The following is a 15545-nucleotide window of genomic DNA, read 5'->3' as shown; positions in this document are numbered from 1 at the left end:
AGCACTGTGGGGGAGTATTCACACGTCCGTTCACCCCGCGCAAGGGGTCGGCCGGCAAAATGCTGCGCTCAGCGCACCGGCCGCCCCATATATCGGACATCAGCTACGCACTGTCCATGTCAACTGCATCCGCAGTCGCAGTCGCAACAATCACAACCGCCTTCCTGGCTGCAGCAGTTGCAGCAGTCGCAGCAACTGCCGCAGTCACCGCACCCCGAGCAGTCGCAGGAGTGGCACCACCCCTCGCGCTTGCGTTCCTCCCAGGGATCGTCGTACTCCGCGCGACAGCAAATCTGGCCGGTGCAGAACAGCGCCGACCACACGGCACATCCGGCCACCGGCCCCCGCCGCCGCCGCGGTCCTCCGGGCTGCGGAGGGAACGGCCCTCCCGGATACGGGGCTCCCGGATACGGCCCTCCCGGATACGGGGCTCCGGGATACGGGGCTCCGGGGCGGGGTGCTCCCGTGCGGGACGGGCCGGCGCTCCCGGCGGCGAACGCCCTGTCCACCGCGTGCCGCAGCTCGCGGCCGAGCAGCGCGCGCACCAGGGCCGCGCCCTCCTCGTCGGCGAACTCCACGTCCCGCAGCGCCAGTCGTACGCCGTGCACCGCGTCGTCGCACAGCCTCCGCACCTCCGGCAGGGGCGTGCCGGTGACGGCTATCGGGTTCCACGCGCCGGCCTCCTCGTCGGCGGCCAGGTCCTCCACCGCGTCCAGCAGGTGCGCCAGCCGGCCGAAGAGCCGGCCGGCCTCGGCGAGCGGCGCCGCGTTGCCCGGCCGGCCGGCCAGGACGGCGGTGTGGGCGAAGGCGGCGGCCGTCGCGGTCTCGGTGGGCCCGGTGACCGCCGGCAGCGGAGTGCCCGGCCCCACGGCGGCCTCCACCAGCGGCTGCCGCTCGACGGCCTCCGTCAGCACCGAGGTGTCGAAGCCGAGTTCGGAGCCGGTGCGGGCGCCCGCCCGGTCCCAGCCGGCCGCCACCCGGCGCGCCGCCGCGGCCACCGGACGCCGCGCCAGCAGGCCGTCGCCGTCGGCGACGTGGTCGCGCACCTTCGCCGAGGCCAGCACCAGGGAGACCGCCGCCGCCAGCCGGGCCCCCTCCCCCCGGGCCACGGAGGCCGTGCGCATCCCCCGCAGCGGGCACGGACCCGCGGTGCGCCGCAGCGCGCCGCGGCCGCCGGCCGGGCGCGGGACCTGAGCCTCGGTCAGCACCGAGACCACCAGCCCGTCGTAGTTGGTGACGACCCGGGCGAACTGGCCGTGGTCGCCGCGCAACGCCAGGCACAGGCCGCACAGATGGGCCGTCCACGCGGCCCGCTGCCCCTCGTCCAGGCGGTGCCGGCACGGCCTGATGATGCCGAACAAGGTTCCCCCCGCTGTCCTTGATCCATGAGTGGCCGCCACGATACCGGGCACTTCACCCGTATGCCCTCGGTGACCAACGGTCCGGCGGGACGGCCGGCCCCGCCCCGCGTCACCCCCCGCGTGCGGCCGCGTCCCGCGCTCCGGCGCCACGCTCCCCCGCGCCTTGTGCACCAGTACCGTCACGAATCCCGCGTGGAATGGGTAACTGTTTGGCGCGTTGTCAGCATCATGGACGACCATAGGGATGCGGGCCCCGCGGCGGAGGCACTGCCAGACACGGTGGACCGTGCTTGTGAGAGGAGGCGTCCATGGGATCGGTGCGCAAGGCGAGTGCCTGGCTGGGCCTCGTCGACGACAGCGAGATGCGCTACTACGACGACGAGTATGCCGAGGGCTCCGAGACCGAGGACCTCCAGGACACCTGGGCCACCGACCCGCGGGTGCAGGTGACCGCGGAGACCGCCCGCGACCAGGGCACCCGGATCGCCACGATCACCCCGGACGGCTTCCGGGACGCCCGGACCATCGGCGAGCTGTTCCGGGACGGCGTCCCGGTGATCATGAACCTCACGGCCATGGACCCGGCCGACGCCAAGCGGGTCGTCGACTTCGCCGCGGGCCTGATCTTCGGCCTGCGCGGTTCGATCGACCGCGTCGCCACCCGCGTCTTCCTGCTGACCCCCTCCGACTACGAGGTCGTCAGCGGCACGGAGCACCGCACCGAGGGCGGTTTCTTCAACCAGAGCTGACCGCCCCCGGCCGCGGGGGCGGTCAGCGGAAGGCGTCCAGGCCGGTGAGCGCCTTGCCCAGCACGAGCTGGTGCATCTCCACGGTGCCCTCGTAGGTCAGCACCGACTCCAGGTTCGTGGCGTGCCGCATCACCGGGTACTCCAGGGAGATCCCGTTGGCGCCGAGGATCGTCCGGGCGGTGCGGCAGATGTCGATCGCCTCGCGCACGTTGTTGAGCTTGCCGAAGCTGACCTGCTCCGGGCGGAGCCTCCCCGCGTCCATCCGCCTCCCCAGGTGGTGGGCGAGCAGCACGCCCTTGTGGAGCTCGACCGCCATGTCCGCGAGCTTGGCCTGGGTGAGCTGGAAGCCGCCGATCGGCCTGCCGAACTGCTCGCGGGTGCGCGCGTACTCCAGGGCCGCCTCGAAGCAGCTGCGGGCCGCGCCCATCGCACCCCAGACGATGCCGTAGCGGGCGTGGTTCAGGCAGCTCAGCGGCCCGCGCAGCCCGGTGACTCCCGGCAGCACCGCGTCGGCCGGCAGCCGCACGCCGTCCAGGACCAGCTCGCTGGTGACCGAGGCGCGCAGGGACCACTTGTGCCGGATCTCGGGAGCGGAGAAGCCCGGGGTGTCGGTGGGCACCACGAAGCCGCGCACGCCCTCGTCGGTGCGGGCCCAGACGACGGCCACCGAGGCCACCGAGCCGTTGGTGATCCACATCTTGCGGCCGTCGAGCACCCAGTCGCTCCCGTCGCGCTTGGCGGACGTGCGCATCGCGGCCGGGTCGGAGCCGTGGTCGGGCTCGGTCAGGCCGAAGCAGCCGATGGCCTCGCCGGCCGCCATCCGCGGCAGCCACTCGCGCTTCTGCTCCTCGGAGCCGTACCGGTGGATGGCGTACATCGCCAGCGACCCCTGCACCGACACCAGCGAGCGGATGCCGGAGTCGGCGGCCTCCAGTTCCAGGCAGGCCAGCCCGTACTGGACGGCGGACGCGCCCGCGCACCCGTAGCCCCGCAGGGACATGCCCAGGGCGCCGATCGAGCCCAGCTCACGGGCCAGCTCGCGGATGACGGGCAGCTCGCCCCGCTCGTACCAGTCGGCGACGTACGGCAGCACCCGGTCGGCGGCCCACGAGCGGACGGTGTCGCGCACCGCCAGGTCCTCGGGTCCGAGCAGGTCGTCCAGGCCGAGCGGGTCGGCGGGGTCGAACGGCGGGGCGGAGCTGGGCATGGGGCCTCCGGCGGGCGGTCTTGCGGGACGGTCCTCGCGGCGCGGTCTTCGCGTCCGCGCCGACGTTACGGCTGGGTAATACCGCCGGACAAGAGGGGGTCGTCGCGGCGTTCGGGTGTCCCGCCGGAACCGCCGGAGGCCGGCAGCGTCTTCCGGGGGATGCCGTCGCGGGGCCCTCCGGCGCTCTCCCCGGAGGCGTCCCCGCCCTTCGGCTCCCGGGCCTCCCGGGACTCCTGCGGCTCCCGGAGTTCCTGGGCTTTCCGGGGTTCCCGGGGTTCCGCCGCCCGCGGCAACCGCAGCGCGGCCAGGGCGCCGACCAGCAGCAGCCCGGCGCTGACCAGCAGCGACACGTGCAGTCCGTGGACGAAGGACTCCCGCGCCGCGGCGCGCAGCGCCTCCCCGGCCGGGCCGCCCAGCCGCTCGGCGACCTCGTACGCCTCTCCCAGCGAGTCGGCGGCGTCCGTCCTGGCCCCCTCCGGCACCCCCTCCGCCGCCCGCACACCGGGGGCGTAGGCGGCGTTCATGACGGTGCCCAGCACGGCGATGCCGCACCCCGCGCCGAGCTGGTAGGCGGTCTCGCCGATCGCGGCGGCTCCGCCGGCCCGGTCGGCCGGCGCCTCGTTGAGCATCGACTCGTAGGAGCCGAACAGCGTCGTCTCCAGGCCGAAGCCGAGCAGGACGAACCCGCCGGTCAGCAGGGCGGGCCGGTCCTGCTCGCCCACGGCGGTCAGCAGCAGCACGGCCGCGGCGGTGAGCACGAAGCCCAGGGCGACCATGGTGCGCGGCCCCATCAGGCGCAGCAGGCGGGAGCCCGCCAGCCCCGCGGCGATCGCGGCGAGGCTGAGCGGCAGCAGCCGCAGACCGGTCTCGAGGGGCCCGAGGCCCAGGACGAGCTGGAGGTACTGGGCGGCGATCAGCGCCAGGCCCACCAGCGCCAGCACGGTCAGCACGATGCAGGCCACGGCCGTGCCGAAGGCGGGCCGGGCCAGGCTGCCGCAGTCCACCAGGGGGTGCCGGCGACGCCGCTGGCGGCGCACGAAGAGCGCGAGCAGCGCCACGCCCAGGACCGCGGGGACCACCGTCCCCGCCTGGACCACCTCGCCCTCGCCCGCCCGTTTGACGCCGAGGATCAGCGTGCACAGGCCGGCGGCGGCCATGAGGGCGCCCACCACGTCCCAGGGGCCGTCGCGGTCCCCGGTGGACTCCGGGAGCAGCCACCGCCCCACGGGGATGCACAGCAGCATCAGCGGGATGTTGACCAGGAAGACCGATCCCCACCAGAAGTGCTCCAGCAGGAAGCCGCCGACCAGCGGCCCGACGGCGGCGCCGACGGCGGCGACCGCGCTCCACGCGCCGATGGCCGCCGCCCGCTCGCGGCGGTCCGGGAAGACCTGCCGCAGGACCGACAGGGTGGCGGGCATGATCATGGCCCCGCCGACGCCCTGGAGCGCGCGCGCCGCGATCAGCGTCCCCGGCCCGGGCGCGTAGGCGGCCAGCGCCGAGGCGAGGCCGAAGACGGCGTATCCGCCCAGCAGCACCCGGCGCCGCCCCACCCGGTCCCCGAGGGTGCCGAAGAGGATGAGCAGGGAGGCGCAGGCCAGCGGGTAGGCGTCGACGATCCACAGCAGCTCGACGGCGCCGGGCCGCAGCGCCTCGGAGACCGCGGGGACGGCGACGTGCAGGACCGTCGCGTCGACGGCCACGAGCAGCAGGCTGACGCAGAGGACGACGAGCACCGTCCAGCGGTTGGCGGGTCCCGCGGGCTCCGGTGGGGCGGCCGTGCGCCCCGTCCCGTCCGTCCGCCGCGGTCCCTGCGGGGGGACGTCCGCCGCCCTGGTGGCTCCGGCCGTGGTCGTCCCGGACATGTACGCACCTCCTGTTGCGCTCGCGCCCGGCCGTCACCGAGGGGAATGCCGGAGCGCGGGGACGGCGTCCGGCCCGGTGCGGAGGGGCGAGTAGCCCGTTAGCGTACGCGAGTCCTCCGCGCGCCCGCGTGGCCGACCTCACTCCGACCTCCCCGGCGCCGCCGCGCCGGGCCCGCCCGGGGCGGCTCCGCGGGGGCGGGTTCCGCGGCTTCCCCAAGCTCCGGTTAACGGCCGGTTGACTGCGTCCGCCGACCGGGAAACGGGACGGAGAAGCGGCCTTCGGCGGCCCCCGGAGCGGCGGCCGGAAGCGACCGGACTCTTCCCCGGCCGGTAAATACGGGGCGGGTATTCGGGCGGCTTCCGAAGGGCATTCAACATCACATGGGCATTACGAAGCCGGCGGCTTGTGCGGTGCCGCCGGTCACCCCCTGTAATCTCTTTGGAGTGCGTACCGACCGGATCTTCGCCCGCCTGGAACAGGAGCCAGCGAGGCCGCTCACTCCCCCGCCGGAGATGAGCGGCACCCGCAGGACTCTCTTCTTCACCACGCTGGGGTTCTACGTCGCCGTCGTGGTGGCGGTGCTGACCACCTCCCGCCTCGTCCGGCTGGACTGGCAGGTCATGCTCTTCCGCCCCTACAAGCAGTGGCCGGAGCTCCACGCCTTCCTCGACTACTTCGTGGTGCTCGGCCAGCGCGGCCCCACCGCGGTGCTGGTCGCCGCCTGGCTCGGCTGGCGCTCCTGGCGGCAGCGGACGCTGCGCCCGCTGCTGGCCCTGGGTGCCTCCCTGCTGCTGCTGAACGTGACCGTGGGGGCGGCGAAGCTCGGCATGGGACGCGAGGGGCCGCACTACGCCAACCGCATCGGCACGAACGAGATGTTCCTGACCGGCGACATATTCCCCTCCGGCCACACCGCCAACGCCGTGGTCACCTGGGGGATCCTGGCGTATCTGGCCACCACGCCGCGGGCCCGGCGCAGGCTGTCCGTCGTCGCCGCGGTCTTCGCGCTCGGTGTGGGCGTCACCACCGTCTACATCGGCACCCACTGGGTCAGCGACGTGCTCCTCGGCTGGGTCTCGGGGCTGCTCATCCTGCTGGCCCTGCCCTGGTGCGAACCGCTCATCGCCCGTGTCGAGGCGTATCTGCTGAGCCACTGGTACCGGCTGCGGGAAGGCTCCGCGCCCCTGCCCGCCCGGCTGCGCCCCCGGGCCGCCGTCACGGCGCCGGAGGGGCGGCTCCACGCCCCGGGTTCGCGGCCGGGGGTCCCGTCCCCCGAACCGGTCCTGGCGTCCCCCCGGTCCGCGGACCGTCCGGGGCGCGTCCCGGACGGTCCGCGGACCCACCACCCCTCCCACGCGGCGGGGCGGCACGCGGTCCGTTCGGAACGCTCCCCCGTCACGCCCAGCGGCAGCCGCAGACCTCCCGGGGAGCGCACGGTGTCCCGCACCGCGCCGCTGGGGCCGCGCAAATGACGGCGCGCCAGGCGGAGTGACGGCACTCCCGGCGCCGGACGGGCGCCGGAACCGCGCGGCGGGAGCCGGTACGCACCTTTCTCCCCCGCACCACGAAGGCCCTTGTCTCCCCCCTCCGAGGGGGGAGACAAGGGCCTTCGGCGTTGTCCTCAGCCCTTCCAGCAGCGGATCACGGTCCCGTCCCGGACGGTGAGGTTCAGCCGTCCCGACAGGTACTCCATGGTGATCACCGCGTCCGGCGGAAGCGTCCGCACGGTGGTCCAGCCGCGGTCGCGGGCCTGCTGCTCGGCGGTGCGGACGTCGAGCCCCACGTAGGTCTCGGGGTCGTCGTCCGGAGTGTTCGGGTTCCCTGGTAGCGGTGCCATGGCAGCACCGTACGGTGCCGGCGGAGCAGCCGGAAGTCCCGGCCGGATCGTGGCGCCGTCACACTTGTGTCACAACTCTCCGGAGTGGAAACGGCGTTGCCGGGCTCACCCGTACGTGTCCTTCCGGGCCTGTGGAATTCAGCGCCGCGGCTGCCTTCCGGGCTTTCTCCAGGGGGATGCCGGGGAAACATTCCGGCCACTCCGGGGGAAAACAGCGCAGGGAATTCCCGGACGTTTCCCAATTCCCTTTCGAAATGCGGATGTTTGCGCGCTCCCCCTCGCGGTATCCGGAGTCGAGAGGAGCCCATGACAGAGAAGACGAACGACGACGACAAGCACGCGGTGGAGGACGGACGGCGTCCCCTCCGGCCCGGCGAGGTGCTGCGCACCGCCCGGGAGGAGTTCACCGACCTCACGGGTCTGCACGCCGAGAGCGTGTCCCGGTTCGAACGGACCGGTGACGGCTGGGCCCTTGAGGTGGAGGTCCTGGAGCTCGAACGCGTCCCGGACACGATGAGCCTGATGGCCTCGTACGAGGTGACCCTCGACGGGGACGGCCATCTCACCGGGTACCGCAGGCTCCGCCGCTACGAACGCGGCCGGGCCGATCCGTCCCGCCGCGGCTGAGAGCCGCGAAACCGGAGAGGAGTGGCTCCCCATGACCACTGCAGTTCCCGCACAGCGCTCCACCGGCGGTGGAGGCAGCAGCGGCCTCTACGACGTCCTGGAACTGATCCTGGACCGAGGACTGGTGATCGACGCGTTCATCCGCGTCTCGCTGGTCGGCATCGAGATTCTGAAGATCGACGTACGGGTCGTGGTCGCGAGCGTCGACACGTACCTGAGGTTCGCGGAGGCGTGCAACCGCCTCGACCTGGAGTCCGGCCCCCGGAAGTCGCCCGGCCTGCCGGAGGTGCTGGAGAGCGCCACCGAGAGCGGCGCCAGCAGCAAGACCAAGGGCGCGCTGGCCGGGGCCGCCGAGACGCTGTCCGACGCGTTCCGCCAGGGCCGCTCCTCCGACGAGGAGCCCGAGCCCCGCAGGCGCCGCGGCAATGCCCGCAAGGAGGAGACGGAGTGAGCGTCTACATCTACGGGATCGCGCGCTCGGACCACCCGGCCCTGCCGGAGGGGGCGAGCGGCATCGGCGACCCGCCCCGCGAGGTGCGGGTGATCCGCGAGGCGGGCCTCGCGGCGCTGATCAGCGACGCTCCCGAGGAGCTGCGGCCCAAGCGCCGCGACCTCATGGCCCATCAGCACGTGCTGACCGAGGCGGGCGGCGGGGGAGCCGTCCTGCCCCTGCGCTTCGGCAGCCTGTCGGAGGACGACGAGACGGTGCGCCGGGTCCTCGCCGACAACGCCGGGCACTACGCCCGGCAGCTGGACGAGCTGGACGGCCGGTCCGAGTACAACGTGAAGGCCGTGCACCGGGAGGAGGAGGTGCTGCGCCTGGTCCTGGCCGAGAACGACGAGGCCCGGTCCCTGGCGGAGCGCAACCGCGCCTCCGGCGGCGGCTCCTACGAGGACAAGCTGCGGCTGGGCGAACTCCTCGCGAGCGCCGTGCGCGAACGCGAGGGCGAGGACGCCCGGCTGGTCGAGGACACCCTGGCCCCCCTGGCACGGCGGTGCGTCCCCGGCCCCGAGGGGTCCGGCTGGCTGGCGAACCTCTCCTTCCTCCTCGACCGCGACGCCTCGGACGGCTTCCTGGCGGCCGTCGAGAAGCTGGGGAAGGAGAACCCGCACCTGGAGGTCCGGGCGACGGGGCCGCTGCCGCCGTACAGCTTCGTCACCCAGCCGCCCGCCAAGGCCGGCGCCGGGTCGGCCGCCTCGTGAGGACGTGAACGGCCGTGGGCCTGATCGGCGAACTCCTGCTGCTGCCCGCCGCGCCGTTCCGCGGCGCCGGCTGGGTGCTGCGGCAGGTGGTGGCCGAGGCGGAGCGGCAGTACTGCGATCCCTCGGCGGTACAGCGCGAACTCCAGGAGCTGTCACGGCAGTTGGACGAGGGTCTGATCGACGAGGAGGAGTTCGACCGCCGGGAGGACGAGCTGCTCGACCGGCTCCAGGCCATACAGGAGCGGCTCCAGGGAGACCAAGGAGACCAGTGAGATGACGAACCGGTCGGCACTGGCGCTGGCTTTCACCACGGGCTACGCGCTGGGCCGCGTGACGAAGTTCAAACTGCCCCTCGGCATGGGCGCCCTGGCACTGGGCAGGCGGCTCGGGGTGGATCCGGGCCGGCTCGGCGAGCGGATCGGGGGGACCGTCCCCGCCCTCTCCGGGGTGTCCGGCAGGCTGCGCGACACCGCCGGGAAGGCCGGCGGGGCCGCGGCCGGCGGGCTGCGGAAGGGCGCCAGGGGGGTGCGCGAGCGGCTCGGCGCGGTGTCCCCGGGAAGCGGTGAGGAGACCGGCGGCGGTGCCGGGACCGGCGAGTCCGCCTCCGGTGAGGCGGACTCCGGGAAGGCCGGCGGGGACGGCGCGGCCGCGGGCGGAACCGCGGGCGGGAGCACGGCCCGGCGCTCCCCCGCGCGGAGGACGGCGGCACGGACCGCGAAGAAGACGGCCGGCACCTCCAAGAGCACCGCCAAGAGCACCAAGAGCACCGCGGGGAAGGCGAGGAAGACGGCCGGTACGGCCGGGAAGACGGCCCCCGCCGGGAAGGCCGCCGCCTCCAAGAGGACGGCCTCCTCCCGGAAGCCGTCCTCCGGGAAGACCTCCTCCGGGAAGGCGTCCGGCACCGCCGGACGCGCGGAAGGCTCCCGTCGTGCCTGACGGCGGCGACCTCGTCAGGGCCGTCGCCGACAGCCCCGCCGCCGGCCGCCTCAAGGAGGCGGCCGGCGGTTACGCCGCGGCGCAGGGCCGGCGTCTGCTGGCCTCCACAGGACGCAGGCTGGGCGAGACCTCGGCCCGGCTCGACGGCATGGAGGACGCCGACGACGGGGCCGTCGTCGGCTTCGTGCTGAAGGAGACCGTGAAGGGCGCCGTGAAGGACACCGTGAAGGGCGCCGTGCGCGATGCCGTGCGGGGCGCCGCCAGGAAGGCGACCGGCGGACTGGCCGGCCGGCGCGGCGGCGGAGACGCGAACCGGACCGTGACGATCAGCGAGTCGGTCGACGTCGGCGCGCCGCTGCCCGACACCTACGACCGGTGGGCGCTGCTCCACGAGTCCGGCGGGCCCGCGCCGGACTGGCGCCCGAGGATCCTGTGGTCCACGCGCGGCTGGCGCACCCGCATCACCCAGGAGACCGAGGACGAGCGCATCGTCTGGGCGGCGCGCGGGGCCAGGGGCACGGCCAGGGGCGTGGCCACGTTCCACGAGCTGGCCGGCAACCTGACCCGGGTGCTGCTGGTCCTGGAGTACCGGCCCGGCGGTCTGCGCGGAAGGGCCGGGACCCTCTGGGCCGCTCCGGCCCGCCGTGTCCGCCGCGACCTGGAGGACTTCCGGCGCTCCGTGATGATGCGCGGGGGGAGCGCGGCGGACCGCACGCGCTGACCGCCCCGCTCTCACTCCCCGCCGCTCCCCCGGTTCCCCGCCCGGCCCTTCCGCGCGGCCCGGCCGAGCCGGGACGCCAGCTCCGCCATGTGGTCGGCCAGCTCCGCGGGGTCGCGCACCTCGAAGTCGAGGCCCGTCATCACGATGTGGAAGGCCAGCGCCTCCAGCGTGTGCGCCCCGGTGTGCAGCAGGCAGGTGTGCTCGTCCACCGGCTCCAGCACCCCGGCCGCGGGCGCGACCCGCTCGGCGGCCCGTTCGGCCGGCGCGTGCAGCAGCACCGTGGCCGAGTGGGTGTAGACCGCCGTGGAGAGGCGCCGGGAGACGTAGGCCGCCCAGTCCTCGGCGGGCGGGTCGCGCGGGACGAAGCGCGGACCGTGCGGCGGGGTGAGGGTGACGCGGTCGACCCGGAACGTGCGCCAGTCGGCCCGGTCGGTGTCCCAGGCCACCAGGTACCAGCGGTGGCTGCTGTACACCAGCCGGTACGGTTCGGCGGTGCGCCGGGAGTCCGTCCCGTCGTGGCCCCGGTAGGCGAAGCGCAGCTGCCGGTGGTCGCGGCAGGCGGCGGCCAGCTCGGTGACGGTCTCCACGTCCACGGTGGGGCCGCGGCGGTCGCCGAGCGGGGCGGTGAAGGCGGTGAGGGCGCCCACCCGGTGGCGCAGCCGGTGCGGGAGCACCTGCTCCAGCTTCGCCAGGGCGCGCACCGAGGCCTCCTCGATGCCCTCCACCGCGTTGCCCGTGGCGGCGCGGAGCCCGACGGCGACGGCCACCGCCTCATCGTCGTCCAGCAGCAGGGGCGGCAGGCGGGCGCCGACGCCCAGCCGGTAGCCGCCGGCCGTCCCGGTGGCGGAGTGCACGGGGTAGCCCAGTGTCCGCAGCCGGTCGACGTCGCGCCGCACGGTCCGCGGGGTCACCCCCAGGCGGTCGGCCAGTTCGGCTCCGGACCAGTCCCGCTGGGTCTGGAGCAGGGACAGCAGGCGCAGCAGGCGGGCCGAGGTCTCCAGCATGGCGCCGAGTCTGCCACCTCCCGCGGGGGCGTGCCCGGGCCCCCGGTCAGGCGGCCGCGGAGGCCCGCTCCAGCCTGACCGACAGGTCGTTGGCGCCGGTGTAGTACGGACGCGCCAGCAGTCCCCCGTCCCCCTCCTTCCCCCCGCCGGCGGGCCGCGCCGGGTAGCGCACGATCTTCTGCTTGTCGGCGATGTCGTCGAGGATCCGGGCGACGCGCACCGGTTCCGCGTCCGCGCCGGGGCGCAGCCACAGCTCCCAGTCGTCCCCCGCCTCCCGCTCGCGGGCCAGGTCGCCGTACTCCAGCCGCGCGGTGAAGCCGGGGCCCTCGGCCGGGTCGACCGGGCCGGTGACGACCGGGCCGGCGGCGCGGCGCGGGCGTGCCTCCAGCCGCGCGCCGGAGGCGAGCGGGGCCCCGTACAGCCGTCCCCGTACGGTCACGCCGCCGTCCTCGGGCCAGATCTCGCCCACCTCGGCGTGCGGCCAGCGCAGCCAGGAGCGCACCGAGAGGTTGCCGTACTTGGTGGCGTACGGGATGCGCACCCCCAGCCAGGTCCGGTCGGTGCGCGGGACCCGGTCGACGAGCGAGCGCAGGTCGTTGCACCCGGGCAGCAGCCGCCGCGGTTCCTCCTCGCCGAGCACCAGGTAGGCGTCCCAGCGCCCCTCCGCCAGCGGCACGGTGCTGGGCAGGGTGGCGCGCAGCACCGTGCCGCCGGTGCCGCCGGACAGCGGCACGAGCGGCAGCCGCACCGACTCCTCCGGGTCGGAGTTGCGCAGCCGCAGCAGCAGGGCGGCGTCCCACCGCTCGGCCACGCCGGGCAGTGGGACGTCGAAGCTGAGGCCCCCGGCGCTGTCCGCCGTGCAGTCGGCGCTCGGGGCGGTCGTCAGGAGCGTGCCGGGTTCGCCGGCGGGTCTGCGGGTGGTCGCGGTCATGCCGTCCCTCCTCCTCTCAGAACGCCTTGACGGGCGCGGACCAGGGCGTCCTTGGTGGCGTACGCCCCGCCGAGCAGTGCTCCCCGGGTGCGGTGCAGCGAGGAGCGCACCCGTCCGATGCCGCGCCGTCCGCCGCGGGCGGCGAGCTCGGTGAACAGCGAGGAGTACATCTCCCCGATCCGCGCGGGGTCGTAGCGGGCCGCGTCCGCGATCGCGGCGCGGCCCATCCGCTGCCGCAGTTCGTCGTCGTTGATCAGTTCGAGCAGGGCTCCGGCGATGGCGTCGACGTCGCCGGTGGGCACCAGGCGGCCGTCGACCCCGTCGGCGATGATCTCGCCCGGGCCGTGCGGGCAGGCGGTGGCCACGACCGGCAGGCCGCAGCGCATCGCCTCGACGATCGTCATTCCGAAGGACTCCAGGCTGGAGGTGACGGCGGCGACCGAGCCCTTGACCCACTCGGCCTCGATGGGGTGGGCCGGTCCCATGAGGAACGCGTGGTTGTACAGGTCGAGTTCCTCCACCAGCCTCCGCAACCTGGGTTCCTCTCGGCCGCCGCCGTAGAGCCGCAGCCGCCAGTCGGGCCGCTCCCGGACGACCTTGGCGAAGGCCTTCAGCAGCAGGTCGTACCGTTTGGCCGGGGCCAGCCGGCCGGCGGCGATCACCCACTTGCCGGTGCCGTCGGCGGGTTCGACCTCCGGGGCGGGCACGCCGTTGGGCACCGCCTGCACCCGTACGCCGGGCAGCCGCATCGTGCGCCGGTAGTCGCGGGCGTCGGCCTCGGTGACGGTGGTGAGCGCGTCCAGGCGCGGGTAGACGCCCCGCAGGGTCATCCGCAGGGCGCGCGGATGGGTGGCGAGCGTGAGGTGCTCCTGCCCGACGCGCACCGGGCCGGGGCGGGTGTGCGTGGCGATCATCGCGTTGAGACCGGGGCGGGTGCCGACCACGACGTCCGCCTCGGTGGCGGACAGGTGCTCGGCGATCCGCCGGTCGGTGAGAGCGCTGTACTTGCGGTAGTTGCCGTCGGCACGCGGGAACAGCCGGGCCGGCCGGGCGTGGTCGGGATCGTCGCCGTCGTGGTCCGGACTGTGCTTGCGCAGATCCACCAGATGGCGGAGCCGCACCCGCGGGTCGAGGTCGAAGACGGGACGGTCGCGGTGCCGGAAGACCGACACGATCTCCACGTCGTGGTGCTCCGCGAGCGCGCACGCGAGATTGAACGTGGTCCGGATCGTCCCACCGATCCCGTACCCGTGATGCAGCAGGAAAGAGATATGCATCCGTCTCCATGTCCCACGGAATGGCGCGGACAAGCCGCTCCTGAGGTGCGTTCTGGTGTCGCGTTCCCCCGGGAAGACCGTCGAAGACCGCCGGGGGTTGGGCGGGTGGGCCGATTCGTTGCCCAATGGTCACCGGATCGTTGTTGACTTCCGGGAACTTTCGGCGCCGCCGCCTCCCCGGCCGTCCCGCCGGGCCCTGCGGCTCCCCCTCCGCTCCCGCCGCCGGGCGGCCACGGGACCGGCGCGCCGCGCCGGACGGGTCCGTGGCGGACCGGGGGGCGGCGGGAGCGGGTCGGGGTCGGAGGCGCTGCGGCACCGCTCCACGCTAGGCGCGCGGCACCGTCCGGCCGCCGCAACCGCGCCCGCGCGGGTGCGGCTCCCACCCGGTCGGAGGACCGTGCCGCGGCGTGTTCCGGCCGCCGTACCCGCTGCTCACCGCGTTCCCGACGGCCGCGGGTACGGACCGGCGCGCGTCCGGCCGCGCACCTCCGCACGCGCCTCCGGGCTCCCCCCGGCGCGTGACCACGGTCCCCGGTCGCCCGTTGTGCATGTGAACCGGAACCAAACGCCAGGAGTTCACCCGTGTCCCCCATGCTCGATGTCAGCGACGACGTCCGCGCCGAGATCGGCGACGAGGAAACCGCCCGGCTGCTCGCCGGCGACGGCGCCCCCGGCAGCTACGACTGCACCTCCTGCCGGGCTCCCGGCAACACCGAGCAGGAGCGCACCAGCACCGTGCTCTTCGTCGGCGAGGAGACGGCCGTGCTCGCCTTCGCCCACGCGAGCTGCATCCCGTCCCAGGTCGTCACGGTCTCCGAGGACCAGCTCCAGGACGCCGTGCGCACCATCACCTCCCACCCGGCCGACCCGGCCGGGGAGCGGCTCTCCCCCGTCGGCGCGCCCGGCGTCCCCGGTCCTCCCGCCGGGTCCGCCGGATCCGGGGCCGCCCCCCGCCAGGCCGTCCTCGGGGTGACCTGCGGCCAGGTGCTCGTCGACGACCGGCTCCACCCCGCCCTCGTCGTCGAGCCGACCTCCCCGATCGCCCGCCCCGGCTCCGACGGGCCCGGGGACGACTTCCTGCCGCTCCTCATCGAGCAGGGCTTCATGCCGGTGAACGACGTCGCCCGGGCGCCCGCCCCCGTCGCCGGCTGGTCCGTCCTGCTCGCCATGGGGCGGCTCCACGCCATCCTCCAGCCCGGCGTGGCGGGCGGGCAGCCGACCTCCTGGTGGCAGGCGCACCAGCCGCTGCCGGTCACCGACGACTGGCGGACGACGGCCGGCCGGACCCGGAGCGTCTTCGTCTACGCCGCCCCGGTGGGCGCCATCGGCCAGCAGCCGCGCGAGGACCTGCTCCGCGAGGCGCTGGAGAAGGCCGCCGCGAGCGGTGTCCTGGTGGCCGCCGCCATGCCGCTGGCCGGCACCTGAGCGCCCCGCGCACCCGTTTCCCCCGCCCGTGGCCGCATCCGCCGGGCGGCGTGATCGTTGGCAGTGATGTGCAGCCTTACGAACCTTCCCGCACCCACAACGCGCACCTGAACCGCGGCCAGATCCCGGGGATGCGCGCCCCCCACGAGCCCATGTCCAGCCGCTCGGCCACCCCGATCTACGACTCCCTCTACGCCGAGTACCGGCGCCTGTTCCGGGCGCTGCCCGGGGACCGGACCGGTGAGGAGGAGTTCCGGTTCACGGGCTTCGGCACCGGGACGGCCCAGTGGAACGGCGGGCGGCGGATCGGCGACCTCCTCCCCGCCGTTCTGCCGCCCGCCCAGCGGGACGGCCGCCCCTACGACAGGTGACCGCGTGCCCCCGTCCGCGGGGGCACGCAC

At 74.7% G+C, this 15545-nt stretch carries 17 protein-coding genes; 10 read left to right on the top strand and 7 right to left on the bottom strand.

Annotation, left to right across the window (positions count from 1 at the left end; all coding sequences use genetic code 11):
• Positions 1-119 precede the first annotated feature (119 nt).
• Positions 120-1361 (bottom strand): DUF5685 family protein, encoded by a 1242-nt coding sequence (locus ABD358_RS09210; protein WP_344630399.1) that lies wholly within the window; start codon positions 1359-1361, stop codon positions 120-122.
• Positions 1362-1669: 308 nt separating this feature from the next.
• Between ABD358_RS09210 and ABD358_RS09205 the strand changes: the two genes are divergently transcribed.
• On the top strand, positions 1670-2110 hold the full coding sequence (locus ABD358_RS09205) for a cell division protein SepF (protein WP_344630398.1): 441 nt from the start codon (positions 1670-1672) through the stop codon (positions 2108-2110).
• Positions 2111-2132: 22 nt separating this feature from the next.
• Here the strand turns inward: ABD358_RS09205 and ABD358_RS09200 are convergent, their stop codons facing one another.
• Both ABD358_RS09200 and ABD358_RS09195 read right to left on the bottom strand, forming a co-directional pair.
• A complete protein-coding gene (locus tag ABD358_RS09200) occupies positions 2133-3317 on the bottom strand; it encodes an acyl-CoA dehydrogenase family protein (protein ID WP_344630397.1) in 1185 nt (394 codons plus the stop codon).
• 65 nt (positions 3318-3382) lie between these two features.
• Positions 3383-5182: an MFS transporter gene (locus ABD358_RS09195; protein WP_344630396.1), complete on the bottom strand. Its 1800-nt coding sequence runs from the start codon at positions 5180-5182 to the stop codon at positions 3383-3385.
• A gap of 444 nt (positions 5183-5626) precedes the next feature.
• Here ABD358_RS09195 and ABD358_RS09190 point away from each other — a divergent pair, with 444 nt between their 5' ends.
• Positions 5627-6655 (top strand): phosphatase PAP2 family protein, encoded by a 1029-nt coding sequence (locus ABD358_RS09190; protein WP_344630395.1) that lies wholly within the window; start codon positions 5627-5629, stop codon positions 6653-6655.
• A 149-nt stretch (positions 6656-6804) separates the two neighbouring features.
• On the opposite strand, the gene ABD358_RS09185 is transcribed toward ABD358_RS09190, so the two are convergent.
• Entirely contained in the window at positions 6805-7020 is a 216-nt protein-coding gene (locus ABD358_RS09185) for a proteinase inhibitor I78 (protein WP_344630394.1), read from the bottom strand.
• 306 nt (positions 7021-7326) lie between these two features.
• Between ABD358_RS09185 and ABD358_RS09180 the strand changes: the two genes are divergently transcribed.
• From ABD358_RS09180 to ABD358_RS09155, 6 genes are read left to right on the top strand one after another with little or no spacing between them, the layout of a single operon-like run.
• A complete protein-coding gene (locus ABD358_RS09180; protein WP_344630393.1) occupies positions 7327-7647 on the top strand; it encodes a gas vesicle protein GvpO in 321 nt (106 codons plus the stop codon).
• Positions 7648-7678: 31 nt separating this feature from the next.
• Positions 7679-8098, top strand: coding sequence for a gas vesicle structural protein GvpA (locus tag ABD358_RS09175; RefSeq protein WP_344630392.1), 420 nt, complete (start codon positions 7679-7681; stop codon positions 8096-8098).
• On the top strand, positions 8095-8850 hold the full coding sequence (locus tag ABD358_RS09170; protein ID WP_344630391.1) for a GvpL/GvpF family gas vesicle protein: 756 nt from the start codon (positions 8095-8097) through the stop codon (positions 8848-8850). The genes ABD358_RS09175 and ABD358_RS09170 overlap by 4 nt, the downstream gene beginning before the upstream one ends.
• Before the next feature lie 14 nt (positions 8851-8864).
• Positions 8865-9122: a gas vesicle protein GvpG gene (locus ABD358_RS09165; RefSeq protein WP_344630390.1), complete on the top strand. Its 258-nt coding sequence runs from the start codon at positions 8865-8867 to the stop codon at positions 9120-9122.
• A 1-nt stretch (position 9123) separates the two neighbouring features.
• Positions 9124-9786, top strand: coding sequence for a hypothetical protein (locus ABD358_RS09160; RefSeq protein ID WP_344630389.1), 663 nt, complete (start codon positions 9124-9126; stop codon positions 9784-9786).
• Entirely contained in the window at positions 9779-10507 is a 729-nt protein-coding gene (locus tag ABD358_RS09155; protein WP_344630388.1) for an SRPBCC family protein, read from the top strand. Before ABD358_RS09160 ends, ABD358_RS09155 begins: the two co-directional genes overlap by 8 nt.
• A gap of 11 nt (positions 10508-10518) precedes the next feature.
• On the opposite strand, the gene ABD358_RS09150 is transcribed toward ABD358_RS09155, so the two are convergent.
• From ABD358_RS09150 to ABD358_RS09140, 3 genes are read right to left on the bottom strand one after another with little or no spacing between them, the layout of a single operon-like run.
• Complete coding sequence (locus tag ABD358_RS09150; RefSeq protein ID WP_344630387.1) at positions 10519-11511, bottom strand: helix-turn-helix transcriptional regulator; 993 nt, start codon at positions 11509-11511, stop codon at positions 10519-10521.
• 46 nt (positions 11512-11557) lie between these two features.
• Positions 11558-12442, bottom strand: a complete 885-nt coding sequence (locus ABD358_RS09145; RefSeq protein ID WP_344630386.1) for a hypothetical protein — start codon at positions 12440-12442, stop codon at positions 11558-11560.
• On the bottom strand, positions 12439-13719 hold the full coding sequence (locus ABD358_RS09140) for a glycosyltransferase family 4 protein (protein ID WP_344630385.1): 1281 nt from the start codon (positions 13717-13719) through the stop codon (positions 12439-12441). Before ABD358_RS09140 ends, ABD358_RS09145 begins: the two co-directional genes overlap by 4 nt.
• Positions 13720-14310: 591 nt before the next feature.
• Between ABD358_RS09140 and ABD358_RS09135 the strand changes: the two genes are divergently transcribed.
• Entirely contained in the window at positions 14311-15144 is an 834-nt protein-coding gene (locus ABD358_RS09135) for a hypothetical protein (protein ID WP_344630569.1), read from the top strand.
• Between the two features lie 68 nt (positions 15145-15212).
• Positions 15213-15515 (top strand): hypothetical protein, encoded by a 303-nt coding sequence (locus tag ABD358_RS09130; RefSeq protein WP_344630384.1) that lies wholly within the window; start codon positions 15213-15215, stop codon positions 15513-15515.
• Positions 15516-15545 lie beyond the last annotated feature (30 nt).

It is taken from the genome of Streptomyces glaucosporus, from assembly GCF_039533345.1.
Classification (GTDB): domain Bacteria; phylum Actinomycetota; class Actinomycetes; order Streptomycetales; family Streptomycetaceae; genus Streptomyces; species Streptomyces glaucosporus.
This window is presented reverse-complemented; position numbering and strand designations above follow the sequence as displayed.

Excerpts from the sequence above, each read along its gene's own strand:
- ABD358_RS09205 (WP_344630398.1), top strand. The coding sequence starts at position 1,670 with ATGGGATCGGTGCGCAAGGCGAGTGCCTGGCTGGGCCTCGTCGACGAC.
- ABD358_RS09200 (WP_344630397.1), bottom strand. The coding sequence starts at position 3,317 with ATGCCCAGCTCCGCCCCGCCGTTCGACCCCGCCGACCCGCTCGGCCTG.
- ABD358_RS09195 (WP_344630396.1), bottom strand. The coding sequence starts at position 5,182 with ATGTCCGGGACGACCACGGCCGGAGCCACCAGGGCGGCGGACGTCCCC.
- ABD358_RS09185 (WP_344630394.1), bottom strand. The coding sequence starts at position 7,020 with ATGGCACCGCTACCAGGGAACCCGAACACTCCGGACGACGACCCCGAG.
- ABD358_RS09180 (WP_344630393.1), top strand. The coding sequence starts at position 7,327 with ATGACAGAGAAGACGAACGACGACGACAAGCACGCGGTGGAGGACGGA.
- ABD358_RS09175 (WP_344630392.1), top strand. The coding sequence starts at position 7,679 with ATGACCACTGCAGTTCCCGCACAGCGCTCCACCGGCGGTGGAGGCAGC.
- ABD358_RS09160 (WP_344630389.1), top strand. The coding sequence starts at position 9,124 with ATGACGAACCGGTCGGCACTGGCGCTGGCTTTCACCACGGGCTACGCG.
- ABD358_RS09150 (WP_344630387.1), bottom strand. The coding sequence starts at position 11,511 with ATGCTGGAGACCTCGGCCCGCCTGCTGCGCCTGCTGTCCCTGCTCCAG.
- ABD358_RS09145 (WP_344630386.1), bottom strand. The coding sequence starts at position 12,442 with ATGACCGCGACCACCCGCAGACCCGCCGGCGAACCCGGCACGCTCCTG.
- ABD358_RS09140 (WP_344630385.1), bottom strand. The coding sequence starts at position 13,719 with ATGCATATCTCTTTCCTGCTGCATCACGGGTACGGGATCGGTGGGACG.
- ABD358_RS09135 (WP_344630569.1), top strand. The coding sequence starts at position 14,311 with ATGCTCGATGTCAGCGACGACGTCCGCGCCGAGATCGGCGACGAGGAA.